Source organism: Rahnella victoriana (assembly GCF_021276285.1).
GTDB lineage: Bacteria > Pseudomonadota > Gammaproteobacteria > Enterobacterales > Enterobacteriaceae > Rahnella > Rahnella victoriana.
On record NZ_CP089919.1, the window covers coordinates 2484980 to 2510276 of the forward strand.

At 56.1% G+C, this 25297-nt stretch carries 19 protein-coding genes and 1 pseudogene; 9 read left to right on the forward strand and 11 right to left on the reverse strand.

Annotated features, from left to right (window positions below):
• Positions 1-14: 14 nt before the first annotated feature.
• The 3 genes from J9880_RS11530 to J9880_RS11540 all read right to left on the reverse strand — a co-directional run bounded on the left by J9880_RS11530 (position 15) and on the right by J9880_RS11540 (position 1958).
• Positions 15-557: a M15 family metallopeptidase gene (locus tag J9880_RS11530; protein ID WP_232769350.1), complete on the reverse strand. Its 543-nt coding sequence runs from the start codon at positions 555-557 to the stop codon at positions 15-17.
• On the reverse strand, positions 554-1384 hold the full coding sequence (locus J9880_RS11535; RefSeq protein WP_232769351.1) for a gamma-glutamyl-gamma-aminobutyrate hydrolase family protein: 831 nt from the start codon (positions 1382-1384) through the stop codon (positions 554-556). Before J9880_RS11535 ends, J9880_RS11530 begins: the two co-directional genes overlap by 4 nt.
• A 322-nt stretch (positions 1385-1706) precedes the next feature.
• A complete protein-coding gene (locus tag J9880_RS11540) occupies positions 1707-1958 on the reverse strand; it encodes a hypothetical protein (protein WP_165497984.1) in 252 nt (83 codons plus the stop codon).
• Here J9880_RS11540 and J9880_RS11545 point away from each other — a divergent pair.
• The 7 genes and pseudogenes from J9880_RS11545 (at position 1857) to J9880_RS11575 (ending at position 12673) form a co-directional block, all read left to right on the forward strand.
• Entirely contained in the window at positions 1857-3194 is a 1338-nt protein-coding gene (locus tag J9880_RS11545) for an MdtA/MuxA family multidrug efflux RND transporter periplasmic adaptor subunit (RefSeq protein ID WP_232769352.1), read from the forward strand. The genes J9880_RS11540 and J9880_RS11545 overlap by 102 nt on opposite strands.
• On the forward strand, positions 3191-6382 hold the full coding sequence (locus J9880_RS11550) for an efflux RND transporter permease subunit (RefSeq protein ID WP_095923293.1): 3192 nt from the start codon (positions 3191-3193) through the stop codon (positions 6380-6382). The genes J9880_RS11545 and J9880_RS11550 overlap by 4 nt, the downstream gene beginning before the upstream one ends.
• Entirely contained in the window at positions 6383-9508 is a 3126-nt protein-coding gene (locus J9880_RS11555; RefSeq protein ID WP_095923290.1) for an efflux RND transporter permease subunit, read from the forward strand.
• The gene (locus J9880_RS11560; RefSeq protein ID WP_119822877.1) at positions 9501-10949 is read left to right on the forward strand and encodes an efflux transporter outer membrane subunit; all 1449 of its coding nucleotides are present in this window, start codon (positions 9501-9503) and stop codon (positions 10947-10949) included. Before J9880_RS11555 ends, J9880_RS11560 begins: the two co-directional genes overlap by 8 nt.
• A gap of 372 nt (positions 10950-11321) precedes the next feature.
• Positions 11322-11390: pseudogene (locus tag J9880_RS11565) on the forward strand (helix-turn-helix domain-containing protein); the annotation flags it as partial.
• 307 nt (positions 11391-11697) lie between these two features.
• Positions 11698-12066, forward strand: a complete 369-nt coding sequence (locus J9880_RS11570) for an endonuclease domain-containing protein (protein ID WP_095925207.1) — start codon at positions 11698-11700, stop codon at positions 12064-12066.
• Between the two features lie 352 nt (positions 12067-12418).
• On the forward strand, positions 12419-12673 hold the full coding sequence (locus J9880_RS11575; protein WP_119822874.1) for a helix-turn-helix domain-containing protein: 255 nt from the start codon (positions 12419-12421) through the stop codon (positions 12671-12673).
• A gap of 77 nt (positions 12674-12750) precedes the next feature.
• On the opposite strand, the gene J9880_RS11580 is transcribed toward J9880_RS11575, so the two are convergent.
• Genes J9880_RS11580 through J9880_RS11590 form a run of 3 tightly spaced genes read right to left on the reverse strand, consistent with a single transcriptional unit; the run spans position 12751 to position 18439 of the window.
• Complete coding sequence (locus tag J9880_RS11580) at positions 12751-14154, reverse strand: efflux transporter outer membrane subunit (RefSeq protein ID WP_232769353.1); 1404 nt, start codon at positions 14152-14154, stop codon at positions 12751-12753.
• Entirely contained in the window at positions 14147-17296 is a 3150-nt protein-coding gene (locus tag J9880_RS11585) for an efflux RND transporter permease subunit (RefSeq protein WP_095923282.1), read from the reverse strand. The genes J9880_RS11580 and J9880_RS11585 overlap by 8 nt, the downstream gene beginning before the upstream one ends.
• Before the next feature lie 9 nt (positions 17297-17305).
• Positions 17306-18439 (reverse strand): efflux RND transporter periplasmic adaptor subunit, encoded by a 1134-nt coding sequence (locus tag J9880_RS11590; RefSeq protein ID WP_232769354.1) that lies wholly within the window; start codon positions 18437-18439, stop codon positions 17306-17308.
• A 616-nt stretch (positions 18440-19055) separates the two neighbouring features.
• Here J9880_RS11590 and J9880_RS11595 point away from each other — a divergent pair.
• The gene (locus J9880_RS11595) at positions 19056-20657 is read left to right on the forward strand and encodes a PTS transporter subunit EIIC (RefSeq protein ID WP_095923279.1); all 1602 of its coding nucleotides are present in this window, start codon (positions 19056-19058) and stop codon (positions 20655-20657) included.
• Positions 20658-20663: 6 nt separating this feature from the next.
• Here J9880_RS11595 and J9880_RS11600 read toward each other — a convergent pair whose 3' ends face one another.
• A complete protein-coding gene (locus J9880_RS11600; RefSeq protein ID WP_119822865.1) occupies positions 20664-21404 on the reverse strand; it encodes a GntR family transcriptional regulator in 741 nt (246 codons plus the stop codon).
• Positions 21405-21581: 177 nt separating this feature from the next.
• Positions 21582-23336: an ABC transporter ATP-binding protein/permease gene (locus tag J9880_RS11605; RefSeq protein WP_119822863.1), complete on the reverse strand. Its 1755-nt coding sequence runs from the start codon at positions 23334-23336 to the stop codon at positions 21582-21584.
• Positions 23337-23465: 129 nt separating this feature from the next.
• Between J9880_RS11605 and J9880_RS11610 the strand changes: the two genes are divergently transcribed.
• Positions 23466-24182, forward strand: a complete 717-nt coding sequence (locus J9880_RS11610) for a tetratricopeptide repeat protein (protein WP_095923276.1) — start codon at positions 23466-23468, stop codon at positions 24180-24182.
• A 26-nt stretch (positions 24183-24208) separates the two neighbouring features.
• On the opposite strand, the gene J9880_RS11615 is transcribed toward J9880_RS11610, so the two are convergent.
• The 3 genes from J9880_RS11615 to J9880_RS11625 form a co-directional block, all read right to left on the reverse strand.
• The gene (locus J9880_RS11615) at positions 24209-24505 is read right to left on the reverse strand and encodes a HigA family addiction module antitoxin (RefSeq protein WP_095923275.1); all 297 of its coding nucleotides are present in this window, start codon (positions 24503-24505) and stop codon (positions 24209-24211) included.
• Entirely contained in the window at positions 24505-24783 is a 279-nt protein-coding gene (locus J9880_RS11620; RefSeq protein WP_095923274.1) for a type II toxin-antitoxin system RelE/ParE family toxin, read from the reverse strand. The genes J9880_RS11615 and J9880_RS11620 overlap by 1 nt, the downstream gene beginning before the upstream one ends.
• A 115-nt stretch (positions 24784-24898) precedes the next feature.
• A complete protein-coding gene (locus tag J9880_RS11625) occupies positions 24899-25231 on the reverse strand; it encodes a DUF805 domain-containing protein (protein WP_232769355.1) in 333 nt (110 codons plus the stop codon).
• Between the last annotated feature and the right edge of the window lie 66 nt (positions 25232-25297).

Here is a 25297-nt window from a genome sequence, read left to right on the forward strand (position 1 = left end):
CAGGTCACTGTATTTTATTGTGGATGCCAGCACCAGTGCCACGGCTCATAAATGAAGCCCCACGGGTTGTTCAGCGGGAAGGACATCACGAAACCGAAGCCAGCGGCGTTGGCCTGCAACCACTGAAAAGCCTCAGTTTCGCCGAACACGCCAGTCACTTCATCGCAGCCGGGGGTATTGATGTCGACCGCGCAGCCGGTGTGATGTTCGCTGCATCCGGGGGGCGCCAGCGAGGTGAAGAAGACGGCCGGAGAAATTCCCTGATCCCGCTTCTTACGCAGTAACCCGGCCTGATAATCCAGACTGCGAAAAGCAGAGACCAGATAAATCTCCACGCCGTCGGCGGCAGCCTGCTGTTTCATCTTATGCCAGGCGGCGGAGGCGGGGGCGATCAGGCGGTAGGTTTTACCGGTTTCAGGATCAGTTTCCACATCCTCCAGTAAGTGCTCACTTACTTCTTCGAAGTAGGGCAACGTACGGTGAGCGATCACCGCCGGGTCGATATGCAGATCCCGCAATATCTGTTCCGTGCGGGCTTTCAGTTCTGCCTGATTCATGCCGGTTCGTTCCCGGAACGGCCAATCACCTCGTTCATGGCTTCACTCATCGCTTTACCCGCGACGCGCATTCCCTGCTGATAGCGGGCAGCGGCGGTAACAAAGGCATTAAGCAGTTGGGTATCCTGCGCATGTTGCTGATATTCAGGGTGCCATTGCACGCCAAGGCAGAAATCATAGCCTTCACATTCAATGCCTTCGATCACGCCGTCGGGCGCGTACGCATTGACGATACAACCGGGGCCGACCGATTTAACTGCCTGATGGTGCGAGCTGTTGACCTCGTAATGGTCGCGATCTACCGAGCGGCTGAGCAGCGTGCCTTCGACAATCTCCACCGCATGACGCGCGCGCTTTTTGCCGCCCGCGTTTTCAGTATCAACAGTCGTGCTGTGTTCAAGGGCATCGGGCAGCGCATCGGGAATGTGCTGATGCAGCGTGCCACCGGTCAGAACCGCCAGCAGTTGCTGACCGCCGCAGATCCCCAGCAGCGGCATATTGCGTTGCATGGCCCCTTTGACGATGGCTTTTTCAAATTCGGTGCGGGCGGGTTTCAGGCGAACCTGATCGCTGGTCTGTTGCTCATTAAAGAGTTCAGGCGGAACATCAAACGCGCCGCCGGTGACGACAATCCCGTCGCACAACGCCAGATATTCATCGGCCAGTGCGGCGTGATGTGGCAAGGCCAGCGGCACGGCGCCCAGCTCTGCCAGACTGTTCATGTAATTTTGTCGTAACGCATACCACGGAAAATCGGCATAGCCCCCGGCCTCCTCACTGTCGAGTGTTACCCCTATCACCGGTCTGGATTGAAATTTTGTCTGCATTCGCCTGAGTCCCTGCCATGAAGATGAAAAACAATCAGAAATTTCACCATATCAAGCCGTGGTCGAGGCAAACAATATAAATTATCAATAAGTGGTATTTTCAGTATTTACCGCTGGTTTTATCACCCGTTCGGGTGGCGCGGCAGATTTATTTTTCTCCTAAGTCTGCGTTTTCCTGACAAAATTCCGGCGTAGCTTGACACTTCCTGATAATTTTCTGCCCCCTTCTTCAATATTCATTCTCATTTAGTTCTTAACATGACAGGCCATGAAGGGATAAATTAGCGGGTATAATTCATCCTGCTGAATGAAATAGAAATTCTTAATTGCTAACGAAATCTTTACGTTGTCCTAAAAACAGCCACAGGGGCTTTTCAGGGATAATGGTTTTTTGACTGATATTGAAAATCTCTGGTTGAAGGTCATTTTTCAGCTGTTTTCTCCTCATTAATACTGCGAAACCAAGAAATTTATGCTGCCGACTGCCTCGTCTCGTTCCAAAAAGCGCACCTTCGTGTGGGTTATCGTTGCCATTATCGTTGCTGCGATCCTGGTCTGGTTTTTTGCTTTCCATCAAAGTGCCTCTGATCCCTCTGCCCATAAAAAACCGGGCCGTAGCGGTATGCGCGCGGTGCGCGGCCAGATGATGGCAGGAATGGCAACGCCGGTGCAGGCCGGAAAAGCCACGCAGGCCGATGTGCCGGTTTATCTGCGTGCGCTGGGCACGGTGGTGGCGAACGCCACGGTGACGGTGACCAGCCGGGTCGACGGCCAGCTGATGAAGGTGTATTTCACCGAAGGGCAGAAAGTGGAGCAGGGCCAGTTGCTGGCGCAGATTGATCCGCGCAGCTATCAGGCCACGCTGGAACAATATCAGGGCGATTTAGCCCAGAATCAGGCGCTGTCGAGAAGTGCCGAGCTGACGCTGGCGCGTTACCGCAAATTGTATGCGCAGGATTCCCTCGCGCGTCAGGATCTGGAAAGCCAGATTGCGACCGCCGGTCAGTACGCCGGTGCGGTGAAAGCCGATCTGGCCCAAATCGCCGCCGCCAAACTGAATCTTGAGTTCGCGAAAATTACCGCGCCGGTCAGCGGGCATGTGGGGTTACGTCTTGTCGATCCGGGCAACATGGTGACCAGCAGTTCCACCACCGGCATCGTTACCATCACCCAGACGCAGCCGATTGCCGTGACCTTCAGCGTGCCGCAAAGCAACTTACAAACCCTGCTCAAAGCCCTGCGCGGCGGCAATCAGTTGCCGACCACGGCTTTTGATCAGACGGGCAGCGACGTGCTCGGGCAGGGCAAATTGCAATTTATCAGCAACGAAATTGATACCAGCACCGGCAGCATCAAGTTGAAAGCGTTGTTCGATAACGCCGATGAAAAACTCTATCCGAACCAGTTTGTGAATGCCCGCTTACAGGTCGCGACGCTGAAAGACGCGACGGTGATCCCGGCGGCGGCATTGCAGCTGAGCAGCGACGGCGACTTCGTGTATGTGGTGAAAGCCGACAACACCATTGAACGCCGCAGCGTGAAATCCGGGCCGGACTTTGGCGACAATCAGGTGGCGATCCTCTCCGGCGTGAAGCCGGGCGAGCAGGTGGTGACCACCGGTATTGACCGCCTGAACAACGGCACCAAAGTCGAGATTGTCACGCCAAACGCCGGTGAGGCTGTGGCGGCAGACGGTTCGTCTAAAGCCCGCGAGCAAAGCGGCGGTGTGGATAAAGCCACCACCGGCGCGGACAAAACGGCACCTGATGCAGACAAAAACACAGCCGGTAAAGACAGCGGGTCTAAATGAATCCTTCACGCCTCTTTATACTCCGGCCGGTCGCGACCATTCTGCTGATGGTCGCCGTGCTGTTGTCGGGGATTTTCGCCTACAACATGCTGTCGACCTCGGCGCTGCCGCAGGTGGATTATCCGACCATTCAGGTCACCACGCTGTATCCGGGGGCCAGCCCGGATGTGATGGCGTCCGGCATCACCGCGCCGCTTGAGCGTCAGCTCGGGCAGATGGCGGGGCTGAGCCAGATGTATTCCACCAGCGCCAGCGGTTCATCCATTATCACGCTGAAATTCTCGCTGGATCTGTCCCTCGACGTCGCCGAGCAGGAAGTGCAGGCGGCGATTAACGCTGCTGACAGCCTGCTACCAAGCGATCTGCCGAACCCGCCGACCTACAAAAAAGTGAACCCGGCGGATGCCGCCGTGCTGACGCTGGCGGCAACGTCTGAATCGTTGCCGCTGACCAAAGTGCAGGATCTGGTGAATACCCGCGTGGCGCTGAAACTGTCGCAGATTTCCGGCGTCGGTATGGTGACACTGGCGGGCGGCCATCAGCCTGCCATCCGTGTGCAGGTGGATCCGCGTAAGCTGGCGGCGCATAACCTCAGTCTGGAAACCATCAACACGCTGATCGGTAACAGCAACGTCAACGGCTCCAAAGGCGGCTTTGATGGCCCGAACCATTCGATCACCATTGATGCCAATGATCAGCTGCGTACCGCGGATGAATACGGCAACCTGATCGTCAATTATGAAAACGGTGCGGCACTGCGTCTGCGGGATGTGGCGACGCTCTCCGAAGCGCCGGAAAACCAGTACCTTTCCGCGTGGGCGAACAAGCAACCGGCGATCATTATCAGCGTGCAGCGTCAGCCGGGCGCGAACGTGATTCAGGTGGTGGATGCCATTAAAGCGCAGTTGCCGAAATTGCAGGAAGCCCTGCCGGAATCGGTGAAAGTCAGCGTGGTGTCAGACCGTACGCAAACCATCCGTGCCTCGATCAGCGATGTTCAGTTTGAACTGCTGCTGTCGATTGCGCTGGTGGTGATGGTCACCTTCCTGTTCCTGCGCAATGTCGCGGCGACACTGATCCCGAGCGTTGCGGTGCCGCTGTCGCTGGTCGGTACTTTCGGCGTGATGTACCTGTGCGGTTTCAGCCTTAATAACCTGTCACTGATGGCGCTGACCATCGCCACCGGCTTTGTTATTGATGACGCCATCGTGGTGGTGGAAAACATTTCGCGGCGTCTGGAAGAGGGCGAAACGCCGATGCAGGCGGCGCTGAAAGGCTCGCAGCAAATCGGTTTCACCATTATTTCCCTGACGTTCTCGCTGATTGCGGTGCTGATCCCGCTGCTGTTTATGGGCGATGTGGTCGGGCGTCTGTTCCGTGAATTCGCCATTACGCTGGCGGTGTCGATACTGGTGTCGATGGTGGTGTCGCTGACGCTCACCCCGATGCTGTGCGCCTATTTACTGCGCCATACGCCGGAAGAAAAACAGAGCAAGTTTTACCGCAAAGGCGGCGAGTTCTTCGACAAAATGATCGCCGGTTACGACCGCATGCTGATCGTGGTGCTCAATCACCAGAAGCTCACTCTGCTGGTCGCCGCCGCCACTCTGGTATTTACCGCGTTGCTGTATGTGATTGTACCGAAAGGCTTCTTCCCGTCGCAGGATACCGGGATGATCCAGGGGATCACCCAGGCGTCACAGGACGTATCCTTCAGCGAAATGGGGCGCCGTCAGCAGTTACTGACCGCCGCTATTCTCAACGATCCTGATGTGGAAAGCGTGTCGTCTACCATCGGTGTGGACGGCAATAACACCAGCCTGAACAGCGGGCGTTTGCAGATCAGCCTGAAATCGTTTGATGAGCGCAGCGAACGTGCCCCGGCGATCATTGAACGTCTGAAGCAGGAAACCGCCGGCGTACCGGGTATTGCACTTTACATGCAGGCTTCGCAGGATCTGACCGTGGACGATCAGGTGACGCCGAGCCAGTACCAGTTCACGCTGGATGATTCCGACAGCGAAAATCTGGTGGAATGGACGCCGAAACTGATTGAAAAACTCAGTGCCTTGCCGGAGTTCAGCGACGTGGTCAGCAACCTGCAAAATCAGGGGCAGATCGCGTATGTGGAGCTGGATCGGGACGCCGCAGCGCGTTACGGCATTACCGCTTCTGACGTCGATACCGCGCTGTATAACGCCTTCGGTCAGCGTCTGGTTTCCACCATCTTTACCCAGGCGAACCAGTACCGCGTGGTGCTGGAAGTGGCGCCGCAGTTCCAGCAGTCACCGGCTTCGTTTGACGATGTCTATCTGGCGACCAACAACAGCACCTCGACCAGCGGCACGGCAGCGACCACCACGACGACCACGTCCACCACATCGGACAGCGGTAACCCGACCACGAATTCGGGTGCGACCAACGGCATGATCAAACTGACGTCGATCGCCAAAATCCACATGCGTACCGGCGCTCTGTTGCAGGCGCGCCTGAACCAGTTCCCGGCGGTGACCGTGTCGTTTAATCTTAAAGACGATTACTCGCTGGAACAGGCGCAGCAGGCCATTAAAGATACCGTGGCCGATATCGCCATGCCGGACAGTATTACTTTGCGCTATCAGGGCGCGGCGGCGTCGTTTGAGAGTGCGACCGGCAACACGCTGTGGCTGATCCTCGCCGCGCTGCTGACCATGTATGTGGTGCTCGGTATTCTGTACGAAAGCTTTATTCATCCGGTGACCATTCTGTCCACGCTGCCGTCAGCGGCGGTGGGCGCGTTGCTGTCGCTGATCTTCGCCGGTACCGAGTTCAGCCTGATCGCCCTGATCGGGGTGATCCTGCTGATCGGCATCGTGAAAAAGAACGCCATTATGATGATCGACTTTGCGCTGGATGCGGAAAACAAGCAGGGTCTCTCGCCGCGTGAGGCGATCCATCAGGCGTGTCTACTGCGTTTCCGTCCGATCATGATGACCACCATGGCGGCGCTGCTCGGCGCACTGCCGCTGATGCTGGCGAGCGGATCCGGCGCGGAACTGCGTCAGCCGCTGGGGCTGGTGATCGTCGGCGGTCTGATCTTCAGTCAGATCCTGACGCTGTTCTCCACGCCGGTGATTTACCTGATGTTTGACCGGCTTTCTCACCGTCTGAATCCGCGTCATCGCCGCGCAGCGAAGCAGGCGGAATAAATGAACATTTCGCGTTTCTTCATCTTCCGTCCGGTGGCGACTTTGCTGCTGACGATGGCGATACTCCTGCTCGGTTTGCTCGGGTATCGCCTGCTGCCGGTGGCACCGCTGCCGCAGGTGGATTTCCCGACCATTCTGGTCAGCGCCAGTCTGCCCGGTGCCAGTCCTGAAACCATGGCGGCAACGGTAGCGACGCCGCTGGAAAGGGCGCTCGGGCAAATCGCCGGGGTGACGGAAATGACCTCGCGCAGCTCGCAAAGTTCGACCAGCGTCATTTTGCAGTTCGATCTGGATCGCGACATCAACGGCGCGGCGCGCGACGTACAGGCGGCGATCAACGCCTCCCGCGCCTTGCTGCCGAGCAGCATGCCGTCGCTGCCGACCTATCGTAAAGCCAACCCGTCGGATGCGCCGATCATCATGCTGGCGCTGACCTCTGCCACGCGCAGTAAAGGCGAGCTGTACGATATCGCCTCGAGCCAGCTGCAACAGAAAATCGCGCAGGTCAACGGCGTCGGCCAGGTTTCGCTGGTGGGTTCCGCGCTGCCGGGCGTGCGCATTGATTTGCGCCCGGAAGCGATCACTTCTTACGGGATTTCCCTCGACACCATTCGCAGCGCCATTGCCGACAGCACCAGTAATCTGCCGAAGGGCCTGCTGCAAGGGTCGGATCAGTCGTGGATGATTGAAGGCAACGGCCAGCAAAGTACTGCCGCGCAGTACAAAACGCTGATCGTCACCTACATCAACGGCTCGGCCATCCGCCTCAGCGACATCGCCAATGTGTACGATTCGGTCGAAGACAAATACAACGTCGGTTATTACAACAGCACGCCGTCGGTAATGATTGGTGTGACGCGTCAGGCTGGCGCGAACATGCTGGAAACCATCGAGGCGATCAAGGCCGCGCTGCCGCTGATGAAAGAAAGCCTGCCCGGCGACGTGCAGCTTAATCTGGCGCTGGACCGCTCGCCGAACGTGTCGGCTTCCCTGCGGGATACCGAAATGACCCTGCTGGAAGCCACGCTGCTGGTGATCGCGGTGGTGTTTGTCTTCCTGCGCAACTGGAATGCGGTGCTGATCCCTGCGGTGGCGCTGCCGGTTTCGCTGATCGGCACCTGCGCGGTGATGTATCTGCTCGGCTACAGTCTGGATAACCTGTCGCTGATGGCGCTGATCATCTCCACCGGCTTTGTGGTCGATGACGCCATTGTGGTGCTGGAAAATATTACGCGGCATATCGAGGAGGGAATGGGGCCGGTGCGGGCGGCGCTGAAAGGCGCGCAGGAAGTCAGCTTCACCGTGCTGTCGATGACGCTCTCGCTGATCGCGGTGTTCATTCCGATCCTGCTGATGGGCAGCATCGTCGGGCGTCTGTTCCGCGAATTTGCGGTCACGCTCAGCGTCTCGCTGATCATTTCGATGCTGGTGTCGCTGAGTCTGACGCCGATGCTGTGCGCGCGCTTCCTCAAACGCAAACCGCCGGTGGAAAAACGTCAGCCACGCATTTACCGCATGATCGAACGCGGGCTGAATAAACTGCTGGCGGCGTATTCTGCGGCGCTCGGCTGGGTGATGCGTCATCAGCTGATCACGCTGGTCGGTTTGTTCCTGACCATCCTGCTCAATTTCTATCTGTATACCGTGGTGGAAAAAGGCTTCTTCCCCGATCAGGACACCGGCATGCTGATGGGCATGTTGCGTGCGGATCAGAACACCTCGTTCCAGTCGATCCAGCCGCAGGTGCTGAAATACAGCAAGATCATTCAGGATGATCCGGCGGTGGAAGCCGTCATGAGTTCAGCGGGCAGCGGCGGTTTCGGATCACGTAACACCGCCACCTTCTTCGTGCGTCTGAAAGATTTCGACAAACGCACCGCGACCGCCAATCAGGTGGCTAACCGCCTGATGATGGCCACCGGCAAAGAGCCGGGCGCGCAGCTGTTCCTGATGGCCGCGCAGGATCTGCATATCGGCGGGCGCAGCGCCAACGCGCAATATCAGTACAGCCTGCAATCTGACGATCTTTCCGTGCTGCGTGAATGGGCGCCGAAAGTGCAGAAAGCCCTGGCGAAACTGCCGCAACTGACCGGCGTGGATTCCGATGCGCAGACCGGCGGGCAGGAGATCATGCTCAATATCGACCGGGATCGCGCCACGCAGCTCGGCGTGAACGTGAAGATGATCGACACGCTGCTCAATAACGCCTTCAGCCAGCGGCAGGTTGCCACGATTTACAAAACGCTGAACCAGTATCACGTGGTGATGAACCTGACATCCGACTACACCAGTAATCCGGATGTGCTGCATCAGCTGTATGTGGTGACGGATGCCGGTAATCAGGTGCCGTTGTCGGCGTTTGCCACTTTCAGCGGGGCGAATGCACCGCTGTCGGTTTCCCATCAGGGACAGACGGCGACCACCACGATTGCCTTCAACCTCGCCGACGGTTATGCGCTGGAAGATGCGCAGGCGGCGCTGAAAACGGCCATGGCGCAAATCGGTTTACCGGATACCGTTCATGGCAGTTATGCCGGTACGGCGCAGGCATTTGAAGCGCTGGCCAGCTCCATGCCCTGGCTGATCCTGGCCGCGCTGGCGGCGGTGTATATCGTGCTCGGCGTGCTGTATGAAAGTTATATTCACCCGCTGACCATTCTTTCCACGCTGCCGTCTGCCGGGCTTGGCGCGCTGTTGCTGATGCTGGTCACGGGAACGCAACTGACGGTGATCGCACTGATCGGGATCCTGCTGCTGATCGGCATCGTGAAAAAGAATGCGATCATGATGATCGACTTCGCGCTCGACGCCGAACGGCGGCTCGGCCTGACGCCACAACAGGCGATCACGCAGGCCTGCCTGATGCGTTTCCGTCCGATCCTGATGACGACGCTGGCGGCGTTCTTCGGTGCCTTGCCGCTGGCGATGGGCAGCGGCGGTGACGCGGATCTGCGCAGCCCGCTGGGGCTGGCGATTGCCGGTGGTCTGGCGCTGAGCCAGATCCTGACGTTATTCACCACGCCGGTGGTTTACCTGTATATGGATCGCACCAGCCGCGCGACGCACCGTCTGTGGCAGCGACTGCGTCCTCACACGCCGCCGCCGGAGGCCCGTACACATGACTGATCACACTGAAACTCATTACCCTGAAGCGAATCTGATGACTCTGCAAAAAACACGTTCTATGGTGTTCCGTCTTGCCCCGCTGGCGCTGGCGTTACTGGTCAGCGCCTGTGCTGTCGGCCCTGATTACAAACGACCGGACGTGGCGATGCCGACGGCATTTAAAGAAGCCAAAGGCTGGACCGCCGCCATCCCGAAAGACAATCAGGCCAAAGGCGACTGGTGGGCGGTGTATCAGGATCCTGAGTTGTCATCGCTGCTGACACAGGTGCAGATTTCCAACCAGAACGTCGCGCAATATGCCGCGCAATACCGACAGGCGCAGGCACTGGTCACGCAGGCACGTTCCGACCTGTATCCTTCCGTCGATGCCACCGTCGGTAGCACGCGCAGCGGTACATCCGCCTCCACCAGCAACAGCCAGTCCGCACAACTGAGTGCCAGCTGGGAGCTGGATTTGTGGGGCAAACTGCGCCGTACGGCAGAAGAGCAGGATGCCAGCGCGCAGGCCAGCAAGGCCGATCTGGCTGATGCGACGCTCAGCGCGCAGGCCGAACTGGCGCAGGATTATTTCCAGCTGCGGGTGATGGATCAGCAAATCGCGCTCTACAAACAAAGTATTGATGCCTACCAGCGTTATCTGACCGTGATCCAGAACCAGTATGAAGGTGGCAACACCTCTCGTGCCACACTGGCGCAGGCGCAGACGCAGCTGGAAAGCACCAACGCCTCGGCGCTGGATCTGCAATGGCAGCGCGCCCAGCTTGAGCACGCCATCGCCGTGCTGATCGGCAAACCACCGGCACAGTTCAGCCTTGCGGCACGCGACGTGAAACTGAACCTGCCGCCAATGCCGGATGCCATTCCGTCACAGCTGTTGCAGCGCCGTCCTGATATCGCGGCTGCCGAACGCACCATGGCTTCTTCCAACGCCGCCGTCGGTGTGGCGACCGCCGCGTATTATCCGGATCTGACCCTGAGCGCCAGCGGCGGTTTCGCCAGTTCGGCCTTCCACAACCTGTTCTCGCTGCCCAACCGCGTCTGGTCTTTAGGACCGGAACTCAGCCAGACGGTACTGGATTTCGGTTCCACCCGTGGCAAAGTGGCACAAGCCGAAGCCGCGTATGACGCCGATGTCGCCAGCTATCGCCAGAGCGTGTTAACCGCGATGCAGGAAGTGGAAGATTATCTGGTCGAACTGCACACGCTGGACAGCGAACTGGTCGCCCGCCAGAACGCCGCCGATTCCGCCAAAGAATCCGCCCGCGTGACCAACAACCAATATCAGGCCGGGATGATCGACTATCTCGACGTCGCCACGACCGAAAATACCAGCCTGACCCAACAGCAAAGTGTCCTGTCACTGCTCAGCACCCAGATGGTCACCAGCGTCAAGCTGATCGCTGCCCTGGGCGGCGGATGGAACGGGGATGTGGGTAAATAGAAGAGTTTGAATTATCTCTGCACTAAGGACATGTAAAACGGTCTTTGGTGTAGAGAACATCATTGTAAGAACCTTGAAACATTGATAATGGCAGCGACTAAGCCGCCATTCCTTAGGCTCGGCTCCCTCCCCTGCGAAGGGGAGGGCTGGGGTGGGGTATTAATGGTTACTCGGTGAAAAAATTCCCACCAAAATAATTTTTATCAGTATTTAGCTCAGTTAACTCATCAATATTACCTTTCATCTTATCTATCAATAACCTGATTATCCTCCTTCAGCGTTTATCCCGGTTTACTCTTCCTCCGTAGACGTTTTATTTACTCATCACTCAGGAAAGGATCCTCCATGAACAGAACATAAAATTACACCGACTGGCATCAGGCAGACATCATTGCAGCATTGCGTAAACGGGGTACGACGCTGGCAGAGCCGTTATTTTGATGCGCGGGGGGAGTGGTGAAGAAGATTCTGCGATGAATATGTGGCGGGATAAGGTTTCTCCTGCTTGAAACAAAACGCCGACTTCCGGCGGCGTTTCTTTTACTCAAAAACTCTCCACAACCAATAATGAATAATTAGCAAATGTGACGGCGGGCGAAAATGAGGGAATATTAAAAAGATTGGAATAAAGGCCGCAGCAATAGTGTGAGAAAAATATTATCGCCGCATTTGCAGATACTCTCAGTACGGCTCCTCCCCCAGCGAAGGGGGAGGTTGGGTGGGGGTATTAAAGACAACTCGGTGTGACATGTTCAACGTTTCAAAACAGAAAGAATTACGCAAGGATTTGCGGGGAAATCTGACCTATCCAGAGTTTGTTTTATGGCAGGCGATTCGTGGCAAAGCGCTGGGTGTTAAATTTCGCCGTCAGCATGGGATCGGACGCTATATCGTGGATTTTTACGCCCCGGAAATTTCGCTTGTTGTTGAGCTTGATGGTGAAAGTCATTTCAGTGAAACTGGGAAAGTGGCGGATGAAATCAGAACGGAGTTTCTTTGTGATTCAGGAATGAAAGTTATCCGGTTTACGAATCTTCAGGTTATGCAGGAATTACCTGAGGTTCTTGAACATTTGCGATGTGAAATAGCACGACGGAAGACAATATTAACTTTCTGATTTTATTTGTAATACCCCCTCCCAACCTCCCCCTTCGCAGGGGGAGGAGTTAAAAGCTCGATCGGCTCCCGCCTCTGTTGCAGGGGTTGGAGTAGAAACTCGGTCGGCTCCCTAACCTGCGAAGGGGAGGGCTGGGGTGGGGTATTAATGGCTACACGGAGTTAAAATTCCCACCAAAATAATTTTTTATCAGTATTTAGTCAGCTATCTCATCAATATTACATTTCATCTTATCTATCAATGACCTGATCACTATTCATCTGGTTTTATCCCGTTTTGGAATAATTTTTCTCCCGGTTTACTCTTCCTGTGTAGACGTTTTATTTACTCATCACTCAGGAAAGGAGCCTCCATGAACAAAGCACAAAATTACACCGACTGGCATCAGGCAGACATCATTGCGGCATTGCGTAAACGGGGTACGACGCTGGCAGCGGTATCGCGCAGTGTGGGATTGAGTTCTTCGACGCTATCGAATGCGCTGTCGCGGTCATGGCCGAAAGGGGAGAAGGTGATTGCACAGGCGCTGGATGTGCATCCGAGCGTGATCTGGCCGAGCCGTTATTTTGATGCGCGGGGAGAGCTGGTGAAGAAGATTCTGCGATGAATATGTGGCGGGATAAGGTCTCTCCGGCTTGAAAACAAAAACGCCGACTTCCGTCGGCGTTTCCATTTACTCAAAAATCACTCCTTCCAGCCGCCCCCTAATGCTTTATACAAACTGATGTCCTGATTCAGTTGGGCAAGCTGGGTGGTGATCAGCGTTTGCTGAGCAGAATAGAGGGAGCGTTGCGCGACCAGTACGCTCAGGTAGTTGTCGACTCCGCCTTTGAAGCGCATCTGCGAGAGATCGTAGTTGCGCTGGTTGGCGTCGGCGTCCTGCTGGCGGGCCAGCAATTCGTCTTTGTAAGTCGCCTGTCCGGCTAAGCCGTCGGACACTTCTTTGAACGCCGTCTGAATCGCTTTCTCATAATTGGCTATATCAATTTTCTTAGTGTCTTTTGCGATGTCGAGATTGGCCTGATTCACGCCGCCGTCGAAGATCGGGATGTTTATGGATGGCATAAATGACCACGCGCCGGTGCCGCCGTCGAACAGTTTGCTCAGGCTGCCGCTTTCGGAACCGGCGGTGCCGGTCAGCGTAATGCTCGGGAAGAACGCCGCACGCGCTGCGCCGATATTGGCGTTAGCCGCTTTCAGCGTATGTTCCGCGGCAATAATGTCCGGACGACGGGTCAGCAGATCAGAGGGTAATCCGGCCGGTGTCTGCGGGAATTTCCAGTCCTGTTGCAGGGTGGCGTTCGCCAGCAAATTCTGCGGAATGGTGGTGCCGACCAGCAGCGTCAGCGCGTTCACATCCTGACGAACCTGACGCGTATATTGCGCGATATCGGCCTGTGCCGCGCGTACCGTGGTTTCGGCCTGCACCAGATCCTGCGAGGTGCTGATGCCGGAATCGTAGCTGCGTTTGGTCAGTTCGTAGGATTTGTTCTGGCTGTCGGCGGTGCTGATCGCCAGTTTCAGCAGATCGTTATCCGCCGCCAGGCTCAGGTAGCCGGAAGCCACTTCAGACACCAGCGAGATTTGCGTCGCGCGCTGCGTCGCCTCTGTCGCCAGGAAGGTTTCCAGACCCTGATCACGCAGGCTGCGCACGCGGCCAAACAGATCCACTTCATAGGACGTCACGCCGAGATTGGCGCTGTATTGCTGATAGGTCACCGGCCCGGTGCTTTGTGTCGAATACAGTCCGCCCGGCAGATGCTGGTTGGTTTCACCGGCGCTGGCGTCGAGCGTCGGCAGCAGCGCGGCGCGGTCAATCTGGAAGGCTGCGCGGGCAGTATCGACGTTTAACGCCGCGACCCGAAGGTCGCGGTTGTTCCCGAGAGACATGCCAATCAGCTGATTCATCGCCGGTTCATTGAAGAACGCCTTCCAGCCGATATCCTGCGCGGCGGCGGTGTGGGCACCGTCCCAGTGGCTGGCGACCGGCAGCGCAGGACGCTGATAATCCGGCTCCATCGTACAGCCCGCCAGCAGGGTGAGTGAAAACGCGCCGATAAGCGACAGCGCGAAATGCGGTTTATTCATGGTGTGTTGCCTCAGACGCCGGAAGCGCCTTCTCTTGTTTTTTCGATTTGCGGGTGAACAAATTCACAATCGTCACGTAGAACATCGGGACGAAGAAGATCGCCAGGAAGGTCGCCGTAATCATCCCGCCAACCACGGCGGTACCGATGGAGTGCTGGCTGCCCGCGCCCGCGCCGCTGGAAATCGTCAGCGGGAATACGCCGAGGATGAAGGCCATCGAGGTCATGATGATCGGCCGGATACGCAGCTTGGCCGCTTCGATCGCCGCTTCCGTCACCGACATGCCTTCGTTCTCATGCAGCTCTTTGGCGAACTCGACAATCAATATGGCATTCTTCGCCGCCAGCCCGACGGTGGTTAACAGGCCGACCTGGAAGAAGACGTCATTCGACAGCCCGCGCAGCAGCACGGCGCCGATGGTGCCTAAGATCCCCAGTGGCACCACCAGCAGGACGGAGAACGGAATCGACCAGCTCTCGTACAGCGCCGCCAGACACAGGAACACCACGATGATCGACAGGCTGTAAAGCGCTGGCGTCTGTGAGCCGGAAAGTTTTTCTTCATAGCTCAGGCCGTGCCATGCCACTTTGTAACCCGGTGGCAGTTTGGCCGCGATTTCCATCACTGCGTCGTTGGCGTCCCCCGAGCTGTAACCCGGTGCCGGTGCGCCCATCAGTTCGACGGATGACACGCCGTTGAAACGCTCGTAGCGCGGTGAACCGTAGACCCATTTGCCGCTGCCGAAGGCGCTCCACGGCACCATGTCGCCGCTGGAGTTACGGAAATACCAGTTGTTCAGATCTTCAGGCGTGACGCGGGATGCCGCCTTGCCCTGGATGTAAACGCGCTTCACGCGGTTGTTGTACATGAACTGGTTCACATACGCCGAACCCCAGGCCGCCGACAAGGTGTTGTTGATGTCGTCGAGGCTCAGCCCGAGCGCCTGCGCGCGTTCATCGTCGATTTCGAGCTGATATTGCGGCTCATCTTCCATGCCGTTCGGGCGCACGGCGGTCAGACGTTTATCCTGCGACGCCAGTTGCAGGAACTGGTTACGCGCGGCCATCAGCGCCTCATGCCCCTTGCCGTTGGTGTCCTGCAGGAAGAAGTCGAAACCGGTGGCGTTCCCCAGTTCCATTACCGCTGGCGGCACGAAAGCAAACACGCGGGCGTCTTTGATGGTGGCGAAATGCGCCATCGCACGACCGGCCAGCGCCTGAACTTTCTGCGCGGCGTCCGGACGTTTCGCCCAGGTTTTCAGCTGCACGAAGGCAATCCCGACGTTCTGACCGCGACCGGCGAAGCTGAAACCGTTGGCGGTGAACACCGAGGAAACAATGCCGCCTTCCTGCGTCATCAGGTATTCACGCACGTTATCCAGCACCTGCTGGGTACGTTCCGCTGAGGCGTTGGCGGGCAGGGTGGCCTGAACCAGCATCACGCCCTGATCTTCATCCGGCAGGAAGGTGGTCGGCACGCGGGTGAACATAAAGCCGGTGGCGATCACGATCAGCAGGTAGATGCCCATAAACAGACGGCGGCGGGAGATCACCGTGCCGACGGCGCGGGTGTAGCGCATCGCGCCTTTGTCGAAGTTACGGTTAAACCAGCCCGCAAAGCCTTTCTGCGATTTTTCCTCGTCGTTGTGCCGGATGATGGTGGCACATAGCGCCGGGGTGAAAATCAGCGCCATCAGCACGGAGAGCGCCATCGCAGACACGATAGTGATCGAGAACTGACGGTAGATGATGCCGGTCGAGCCGCCGAAGAAGGCCATCGGTACCAGTACCGCAGACAGCACCAGCGCGATACCAAACAATGCGCCCTGAATCTGTTTCATCGATTTTATGGTGGCTTCTTTCGGCGGCAGCTTATCTTCCGTCATCACGCGTTCGACGTTTTCCACCACCACGATGGCGTCATCCACCAGCAGGCCGATGGCCAGCACCATCCCGAACATGGTCAGGGTGTTAATGGAATACCCCGCAGCCGCCAGAATGCCGAAAGTACCGAGCAGAACCACCGGCACCACCAGCGTGGTAACCAGCGTCGCGCGCAGGTTTTGCAGGAACAGCAACATCACGCAGAACACCAGCACGATGGCTTCGATCAGCGTTTTCACCACTTCTTCAATCGACGCACTGACCACCGGTGCGGTCTGATACGGGAACTCAACTTTCACGCCTGCTGGCAGGGAATCTTCCAGCCCGGCGACGGTGGCTTTCACGGCTTTATCGGTATCCAGCACGTTCGCGCCGCTCGCCAGACGCAGGGCGATAGCGGTGGACGGTCTGCCGTTAAAGGTGGAGGAGATGGAATAACTTTCCGGCCCCAGATCCACGTTGCCGACATCGCTGAGACGCACCTGCGAGCCGTCGGCGTTCACTTTCAGCAGCACATTTTTGAACTGATTAATGCTGTCGAAACGGGTTTTACCGATGATGGTGGCGCTGAGTTTGCTGTCTTTGACCGTCGGCAGTCCGCCGAGTGAACCGGACGACACCTGCACGTTTTGCGCTTCAATCGCCGCGCTGACGTCACTTGGGATCAGCTGATATTTGTACAGTTTTGCCGGATCGAGCCAGATACGCATCGCGTATTCTGAACCGAGCACCAGGAAGTCACCGACGCCTTTGGTACGCACGATCGGGTCTTCCAGTTTGGTGACCAGCAGGTTACTCAGATCCGAGTTACTCATTTTGCCATCAGTGGAAATCAGGCTGACCAGCAACATAAAGTTGGCCTGATATTTGGCAATTCGGATCCCCTGATTGACCACTTCGGTCGGTAACTGCGATTCGGCCAGCGACACTTTGTTCTGGACCTGAACCTGCGCGATATCCGGGTTAGTGCCCTGATCGAAGGTGGCAATAATGGTGGCGCTGCCGTCGCTGTTACTTTGCGATTCGATATAGCGCAGGTTATCCAGCCCGTTCAGTTGCTGTTCAATCACCTGAACGACGGTGTTCTGCGCGGTTTCTGCGGAGGCACCGGGATAAGTCACGCTGACGGAAATCGCCGGAGGCGCGATATTCGGGTACTGGTTGATCGGCAGTTTCATGATCGACAGCGCACCGGCGATCATGATGACGATGGCGACAACCCAGGCGAATATGGGGCGGTTAATAAAGAAAGTAGACATTCAGCTCACCTATTGCGCGGAAGGATCGGTCATCGCGAGATTAGCCTGTTCGGCAGGGGCGCTGGCTTTGCGCTCGATGGCGTTGACTTTGGCACCCGGCCTGACGTTCTGTAATCCGTCGGTGATCACTTTGTCGCCGTCGTTCAATCCCTGACTGACTAACCAGTTGCCGTTCATCATCTGGCCGGTGGTGACGGAACGCTGCTCGACGGTGTTATCGGCTTTCACCACATAGACATAAGGCGCGCCTTTCACGTCATGCATGATGGCTTCCTGCGGCACAAGAATGCCTTTGTCATCCACACCCTGTTGCAACTGAGCGTGAACAAACATGCCCGGCAGCAGTTCGTCGTGCGGGTTCGGGAACGAGGCGCGCAGGGTGACGGAACCGGTGCTTTGCGACACGGTGACTTCAGAGAATTCCAGCTTGCCCGGCAGGGCGTATTGGCTGCCATCTTCCAGCGTCAGGGTGGCCTGCGCGGCGTTGTCGCCAGCGGACTGCAACTTGCCGGACGCCAGCGCGCGGCGCAGTCTCAGTAAATCCTGCGAGGATTCGTTGACGTCGACATAGATAGGATTGAGCTGATCGATAGTGGTCAGATACGCGGTCTGGCCGCTGGTCACCAGCGCCCCTTCGGTATACAGCGAGCGGCCAATGTGACCGGAAATCGGCGCGTACACTTTAGTGTATTGCAGGTTTACGCGGGCAGTTTCGACATCGGCGGCGGCTTCGCGCTCGGCGGCGACGGCATCGTCATATTGCTGACGGCTGACGGCCTGAGCATCCACCAGCGGTTTGTAACGGCGGGCAGTGGCATCGGCGCTTTTCCAGGTCGCCATCGCGCGATCGAAAGCCGCCTGATAGGTGGACGGATCAATCTGATAAAGCTGCTGACCGGCTTTGACCTCGCTGCCTTCCACAAACAGGCGTTTCTGGATCACGCCGTTAACCTGCGGGCGGACTTCCGCGCTGCGCACGGCGGTGGTGCGGCCGGGCAGTCGGGTGGTCAGGGTTACGGGCTGGCTGTGTAACGTCACGACATTTACCGCAGGCACCTGCGCTGCCGGGGCAGCAGAACCGGCGGAACCATCACATGCGGAAAGCAGTACAACTGTACTGACAGAAAGTAACTTCAGGCGCATAGAATTCACTCTTTTTGGGGAATTGAGAATAACCATTCTCAACAAGTCCTCCACTATACGAGAGCGCCTGAGTTCTCTGTGTCAGGATTTTGTCATCACCCATGTTTCGATGTTTCAAAATATGAGGAGAATGTTGCTGTATAATCCCTTGTTATTATGAGGTTTTAATCTTTTCGTGCAGTGAGATAGGATCGTAAAGTCATTACTTAGTAAACTAATTAATAGACCCTAAGAATAATTATCAGCGGAATATTCTAAAAGTGAATGAATTGTTAGGTGTTAAAAAACTGTGATGCAGATCAAACATATTTATACATTTTAACCTGCTGCTTACCAGAAAAGGCTGAAGGATCCGGGCGACTGCCGTTACCTTAAGGCCCGAGAGCGAGCAGTTCTCACATTTGCTTGTTGCCAGCCGTTCTGAACGACGGCCAGTTGCAACCCCCGTGCCCACAGTCCGATGTGGGCTTTTTTTCGCCTGCTGCACCAATCCGTTTTTCCCCGGCAAAACTGTGATCCCTTTCATACTCCTGACTGCTATGTCTATACAACTATACATTCTGTGACTTAACTCAATTATCGGCTTATTTTTAGCCAGCGAACTGAGGGAAGACAGATGATAAAACTTGGCAGCAAGGTTCACGATCTGGGTAAAGCCCTGATGACGCCTATCTCGGTGATTGCCGCCGCCGGGATTTTCTTAGGTCTGGCAGCCGCATTGCAGAACCCGGCGGTCACGGGTGAAGCCTTCACGCAGATGAAAACATTGCAGCTGGTGATCGGCTTTATCCGTCAGGTATCCGGGGCGCTGTTCGCCAACCTGCCACTGTTCTTTGCTGTCGCGACCGCCATGGGGCTGGCCAATGCAGAGAAGGCCACTGCGGCCTTTTCCGCCGTGATCGGCTTTGTCGGGCTGCACGTTGGGGTGAATTACAGTCTGCTGGCGCAGGGGATTACGCCGGAAACCATCACGGTCGCCAGACTCACAGCCAAAGGCATGACGGAAAGCGACGCGATGATTTATGCCGCCGAGTTCACCAACACGCTGGGGATTTTCACCTACAACATGAGCGTGCTGGGCGGGGTGCTGGTCGGTTTGATCACCATGTGGCTGCATAACCGGTTTTACACCATCGTGCTGCCAACGGCGGTGGCGTTTTTCGGCGGTCGTCGTTTTGTGCCGATCATTACCGTGCTGGTGCTGCCGATCGTCGGTGTGTTGCTGTCGCTGATCTGGCCTGCCATCGCGCAGGGGATCCAGTGGATCGGCGAGCTGATCGGCCGCACGGGGGAGATCGGTACCTTTATTTATGCCACGTCTGAACGCTTGCTGATCCCGACCGGATTGCATCACATCATCAATGAAACCGTGCGCTTCACGCCGATCGGCGGGGTGACCACGGTCGATAACCAGAGCATTGTCGGCGCGCTGAATATCTTCAACGCCGCGCTGGCGAATCCGGGGATGATCCCCGATGCGGTCACGCAGCAGGCAACGCGTTTCCTGGCGCAGGGGAAAATTCCGGTGATGATGTTCGGCTTACCGGCAGCGGCACTGGCAATGTATCACTGCGCGCGGCCGGAACATAAAGGCCGCGTGAAAGCCCTGATGCTGGCGGGCGGGCTGGCGTCGTTTACCACCGGGATCACGGAACCGCTGGAGTTCTGCTTTATTTTCGTCTCGCCGGTGCTGTATATCCTGCATGCGGTGCTGACCGGGTTGTCGTTTGTGCTGATGCAGATGCTGCATGTGATGATCGGTAACGTACAGGGCGGGGCGATCGACTTCCTGATCTTCGGCGTGCTTGGCGGCAGCCGTACACACTGGTGGTATCCGCTGATCCTCGGGTTGATCTATGCGCCGCTGTATTACTTCACTTTCCGCTGGGTGATCCTGCGGATGCAGATCAAAACGCCGGGGCGTGAAGACGAAAACGATGCGGAAGAACGCGCGAAACCGGCGCAGGGGACGGGCGAAAAAACCAAAAATATCATCATCGGGCTGGGCGGCGAGGGGAATATCACGGCGGTGGATTGCTGTTTCACCCGTCTGCGCGTGAAGGTGAAAGATATGACGCAGGTGCAGGATGGCACATTAATGAAAACCGGCGCGGCAGGCGTCAAGCGCATCACCGACACGGACATCCATGTGATTTACGGCCCGCAGGTCGAACAGGTGGCGAATCTGGTGAAAGCGGAGTTGTCGGGCATCGCCTGACGGCCGTCAGCTTTTGACTTTGGCATGGACGCTGAAGCCATAGTTTTTCTGGTTGTAATAGACATCAGAGACTTCGAACAGCGTGCCGTCGGTGAACGAGACGATGGCATGAGAATGCAGCACCGGCTGGTCGCGGGACAGGTTGAGTGCGAGACGGATTTCGTTGGACGGCAGTTCTGCCGAAATCAGTTTGGTGCTGCCTGCGGGCTGAAAACCTTTTGAGCGGATATACGCGTACTTTGACGATGTCATGGCGGCGCGGGTGATATCCGGAAAGCGGTCGCACATCATCCAGCATTGCTCGTAAACAAACGGCTCATCGCCCAGCAGTCGCAGGCGGATCATAAAATAGACTTCGGTGCCGGCGGCAATGTTCAGCTCGCGGGCGATCTCTTCACTGGCGGGCAATCGGCGAAATTCCAGCACCTGATTTTCAATCCGCTGGTTACTTTCCTGTGCCACTTCGCTGGCGGTCAGATGCCGGTCGAGAGGCAGGATGATCTTCTGCTGTTTTGGCGGTTCGACCACAAAGGTGCCGCGGCCGCGAAACCGGGCCACACGCCCCTGACGCACCAGATAATCCACGGCTTTACGCGCGGTCATGCGGGACACGCCATAAATCTCACACAGTGCCGCTTCGGTCGGGATCGGGTCACCGGGTCTGATGTCGCCTGCACTGATTTTTTCGGTCAGTTGCTGCTCAATCTGCAGGTAAAGCGGTGTGAACGAGTTTTTATCTATCTTCATCAAACCTGACCTCCGTTCCCTAAAAAATACCTTAAGAATAATTGTATAGACGGCTATACATTTGAGCCAATCAGGCCGTTGATTTTCTGTCCGAAATGGGTTTCAGCACACAAAAAAGAAAGGTTGCTGACATCAGCAACCTTTCTGCATTTCCACGCGACCGCTGTAGGTCAGGCGTTATTCAGGCATCAACGGGCTTGAGGTGAATCCGCACGGACCGTTTTCCTGATTCCTGAACCGCCAGCAGTGCTGATGGTATTTCGCGACCGAATTACGGTGCGCCACGCTGATGACCGAGGTTTCCGGCAATTCACTCAGCAGCAGAGCGTATACCTGTTGCTCGGTTTCGTCATCCAGTGCGCTGGTGGCTTCGTCGAGGAACAGCGTATCCGGTTTGATCAACAGGGCGCGGGCAAAGGACAGACGCTGTTGTTCACCCGGCGACAGGCGCTGGCTCCAGTTGGCGTAATCATCCAGAATTTCTACCGCCGCCAGATGCGGCAGACGGCATTGCGTCAGCACTTCCTGCAGACGTTCATCGGTATATTCGCGGCTGGCATCGGGGTAACTCAGCGCGTCGCGCAAGGTACCAATCGGGATATAACTGCGCTGCGGCAGGAACAGATAACGCTTGCCTTCCGCCAGCGCAATATTGCCCGAACCGTACGGCCAGATACCGGCAATGGCGCGCAGCAGGGTGGATTTACCGCAGCCGGAAGGCCCGGCGATCAGCACACGTTCGCCCGGTTTCATTGCCGCAGAAATATCGCAGAACAGCGGATTGCCGTTCGGCAGGTTCAGCGTCAGCTTATCGAGTTGCAGGGCATGTTCCGCACTCTTACCGACGCGGATCCCACGCGGCTGAGCGTTCACCTGATCGATGGCCGCATTAAAACCGGCCAGACGGTTAACGGTGGCTTTCCAGTTCGCCAGATCGGTAAAGGCATCGATAAACCAGGACAACGCGCCCTGTACCTGACCGAACGCCGAGGAAATCTGCATCAGCGCACCCATCTGGATCGCGCCGGAGAAATAGCGCGGCGATGCCACCAGGATCGGGAAGATGTTGGCAAACTGCGCATAAAAGTTGGAGGCCACGTTCAGGCGACGGGTCACGCGCATGATTGACCACCAGTTGGTTTTGATGGATTCAAACTTGCCGGTCAGCTGGTCGTGCTCGTTTTTCTCACCGTGATACAGCGCGATAGCGTCGCTGTTTTCGCGGATACGGATCAGGCCAAAACGGAAGTTCGCCTCGAACCATTCCTGATTAAATCCGAGTTTTACCAGCGGCTTACCGATATACCAGATAATGAAGGAACCGATGGCGGCATACAGCAGCGCGAACCACAGCATATAGCCGGGGATTTCAACATGATGGCCTGCCAGCATAAAGTTCAGCGGTCCGCTGATCGACCACAAAATAAACACGAAGGAGAACAGCGTGACCACGCTCGACAGCAGGCCGAGTACCAGAGACAGGGTTCCACTGGTCAGGGCATTCAGGTCGTCGGAAATACGCTGATCGGGGTTATCCACCTGATGCTGGTACTCCGTGTAATAATAGGCGTGATTGGTCAGCCACTTCTCCATATACTCTTCGGTCATCCAGCGCCGCCAGCTCATTTGCAGGCCCTGCGTCAGGTAGACACGGTAGATGGCAATCACGATAAACAGCAGCGCCAGCCAGGTAAATTTCCACAGCTGGGCTTTGAAAACCGGATAGTTTCTGTTTTGCAGCGCGTCATAAAAAACGCGGTTCCATTCGTTAAACTGCACGCTGAGGTATACACCGGCCAGCGAAAGGATGATGATCGTGGTCAACATGCCCCAGGCACGCCACTTTTCTTCTGAGCGCCAGTAAGGCTTAATTAACTGCCAGACGGCGCCCCATTGCGCCGATTTCCCAGGAATTTTAGTCATAATAGCCATGTGTAATCGATATGTTGTGAATCCAATCATCCCAGAATGAGTGCCTCAGTGCGATAGGGCAATGAGCCACTTGTAAGGATGTTTTTCCAGCACGAAGCTCTGTAGACCACAAAAGTAGAAGGATGTTTGATGAAAGTCGCAGTGAATTTACTGCTGGTGGCAGGATGTTTTGCCAGTGTTCAGGCGTTTGCTCAGATTGATGAACCTGATATTGAAGCCGACTGTGTCAAAGCAGGCATTTATGCGTCTGCCGGCAAAGTGGCTTATTCGCAGGGCGATATGGGCAAAGCGCGGGAAATTTTCCGCAATCAGGTGGCATGGAGCGAGTTTTGTCACAAGCCGCAGGACCAGATCGCCACGGCCTACAACAACATCGCGCTGACCTACATTAAGCAGGGCGATCTGCTGAAAGCCAAAGCCTGGCTGATGCTGGCGCCTGCTGACAAAAAATCACAATACAACCTGAGTCTGATCCAGCCAAAACTGGATGCCATGCCGCCGTCGCAAAGTCCTGCCGGGCTTTACTGGCAATACGCCGGTTTCGGCAGCTGGAATCTGCTGGAGGTCAAAGCGGAAGAAGCGCAGTTTAAAATCGATTTCAGCGGACTGTATATGGGGCAGATGTCGTTGTATTACGGCCCGAATATCGGTGAGTTTTCAGTCGTCACGGCGATTAAAGACAATCACGCCGTCTATCATGAAACCGACGACGCCTCCGCCGGTGGCGGTGAATGCAGCGTGGAGATGAACTTCGCCCCGCAGAGCGTTAACTTGCACACCCTGAATGACTGCGGTTTCGGCCACAACGTGCGCGCCGAAGGCGAGTTTGTGCGGGTGACGCCGTAAGTTTTGCTCATTATAACTAACCCGCCTCAGGCGGGTTTTAACGTCATTGCCAGTCGGTGTAATCCGCTAATATCGACGGTTTGTTCCGCAATCCATAAACTGCGGTTTGCTTGCAGATTCAGCCAATATTCGGCAGAACTGCCCAGCACGGCCGCGAGCTTTACCGCCATTTCCGGTGTCACTGCCATCTTCCCGCTCACAATACGCTGTGCAGTAGAGGGCGCTATGTGCAGTGCGCGGGAAAATTCACGCACACTGACATTCAGTTCCTCAAGCGTTTCTGCAATAAGCTCACCGGGGTGGGGGGGGTTATGCATATTCATCAGTGATAATCCTCATAATTGACGATGTAAGCATTTCCATCGATAAATTCAAAGGTAAGACGCCAGTTGCCAGAGACCGTTATTGCCCATTCCCCCTTTCGCGAACCCGCGAGGGCGTGCAACAAATAGCCAGGCCGGTCAATATCCTGAACAGCCTGAGCCGAATGGAGGGTGGCAAGCCTGAGTCTGAGTTTTTTTGCGTGTTCCGCATTAATGCCTGCGGTTGAACCCGAAGTGAAAAACCGGCGCAGTCCTTTATGTTTAAAATCCTTAATCATCGGAAGTATCCTGCGTGTTGCGCCTCACGCAACAGTATAACGGGTGCTGCGTGAGGCGCAACACACTTTTGCCAAAATGAACGGTCAGAGTGGCAGGCGAAAATTCTTTGCGTTATTACGCCTTAGGTTCCACCACATAAGGGCCGAAGCGGTTATCCTCCGGATCGCTTTCAAAGAACATCAGGATAAAATTGAAAATCGGGCACAGCACCCACCAGCCGCTGTATCCTGCATCGTGATTACGACGCACGGCTAATGCCAGGCTGGGAAGGAAAATGAATAATGAGTAAAGCAAAGACGTTAAATATTCATCACCAAACATCATGGCAATAATGCTCACGCCAATTGAAATAAGAATATTGAATAACACGAACCACCAATATTCTCTGCGCCGGGCGCGACCAGAAAAATTAGCGTAGTTTTTTAATGCCTTTAAATACCAGTTCATAATAATCCTTTATTAATTAGATAAGGTACATCCTCTGGCTGAATAGCAGCAGATATTGACCTTTTT

Bases quoted from the DNA above. Each gene is read 5' to 3' on its own strand.
- J9880_RS11530 (WP_232769350.1), bottom strand. From the start codon at position 557: ATGAATCAGGCAGAACTGAAAGCCCGCACGGAACAGATATTGCGGGAT.
- J9880_RS11535 (WP_232769351.1), bottom strand. From the start codon at position 1,384: ATGCAGACAAAATTTCAATCCAGACCGGTGATAGGGGTAACACTCGAC.
- J9880_RS11545 (WP_232769352.1), top strand. From the start codon at position 1,857: ATGCTGCCGACTGCCTCGTCTCGTTCCAAAAAGCGCACCTTCGTGTGG.
- J9880_RS11540 (WP_165497984.1), bottom strand. From the start codon at position 1,958: ATGGAAAGCAAAAAACCAGACCAGGATCGCAGCAACGATAATGGCAAC.
- J9880_RS11550 (WP_095923293.1), top strand. From the start codon at position 3,191: ATGAATCCTTCACGCCTCTTTATACTCCGGCCGGTCGCGACCATTCTG.
- J9880_RS11555 (WP_095923290.1), top strand. From the start codon at position 6,383: ATGAACATTTCGCGTTTCTTCATCTTCCGTCCGGTGGCGACTTTGCTG.
- J9880_RS11560 (WP_119822877.1), top strand. From the start codon at position 9,501: ATGACTGATCACACTGAAACTCATTACCCTGAAGCGAATCTGATGACT.
- J9880_RS11570 (WP_095925207.1), top strand. From the start codon at position 11,698: ATGTTCAACGTTTCAAAACAGAAAGAATTACGCAAGGATTTGCGGGGA.
- J9880_RS11575 (WP_119822874.1), top strand. From the start codon at position 12,419: ATGAACAAAGCACAAAATTACACCGACTGGCATCAGGCAGACATCATT.
- J9880_RS11580 (WP_232769353.1), bottom strand. From the start codon at position 14,154: ATGAATAAACCGCATTTCGCGCTGTCGCTTATCGGCGCGTTTTCACTC.
- J9880_RS11585 (WP_095923282.1), bottom strand. From the start codon at position 17,296: ATGTCTACTTTCTTTATTAACCGCCCCATATTCGCCTGGGTTGTCGCC.
- J9880_RS11590 (WP_232769354.1), bottom strand. From the start codon at position 18,439: ATGCGCCTGAAGTTACTTTCTGTCAGTACAGTTGTACTGCTTTCCGCA.
- J9880_RS11595 (WP_095923279.1), top strand. From the start codon at position 19,056: ATGATAAAACTTGGCAGCAAGGTTCACGATCTGGGTAAAGCCCTGATG.
- J9880_RS11600 (WP_119822865.1), bottom strand. From the start codon at position 21,404: ATGAAGATAGATAAAAACTCGTTCACACCGCTTTACCTGCAGATTGAG.
- J9880_RS11605 (WP_119822863.1), bottom strand. From the start codon at position 23,336: ATGGCTATTATGACTAAAATTCCTGGGAAATCGGCGCAATGGGGCGCC.
- J9880_RS11610 (WP_095923276.1), top strand. From the start codon at position 23,466: ATGAAAGTCGCAGTGAATTTACTGCTGGTGGCAGGATGTTTTGCCAGT.
- J9880_RS11615 (WP_095923275.1), bottom strand. From the start codon at position 24,505: ATGAATATGCATAACCCCCCCCACCCCGGTGAGCTTATTGCAGAAACG.
- J9880_RS11620 (WP_095923274.1), bottom strand. From the start codon at position 24,783: ATGATTAAGGATTTTAAACATAAAGGACTGCGCCGGTTTTTCACTTCG.
- J9880_RS11625 (WP_232769355.1), bottom strand. From the start codon at position 25,231: ATGAACTGGTATTTAAAGGCATTAAAAAACTACGCTAATTTTTCTGGT.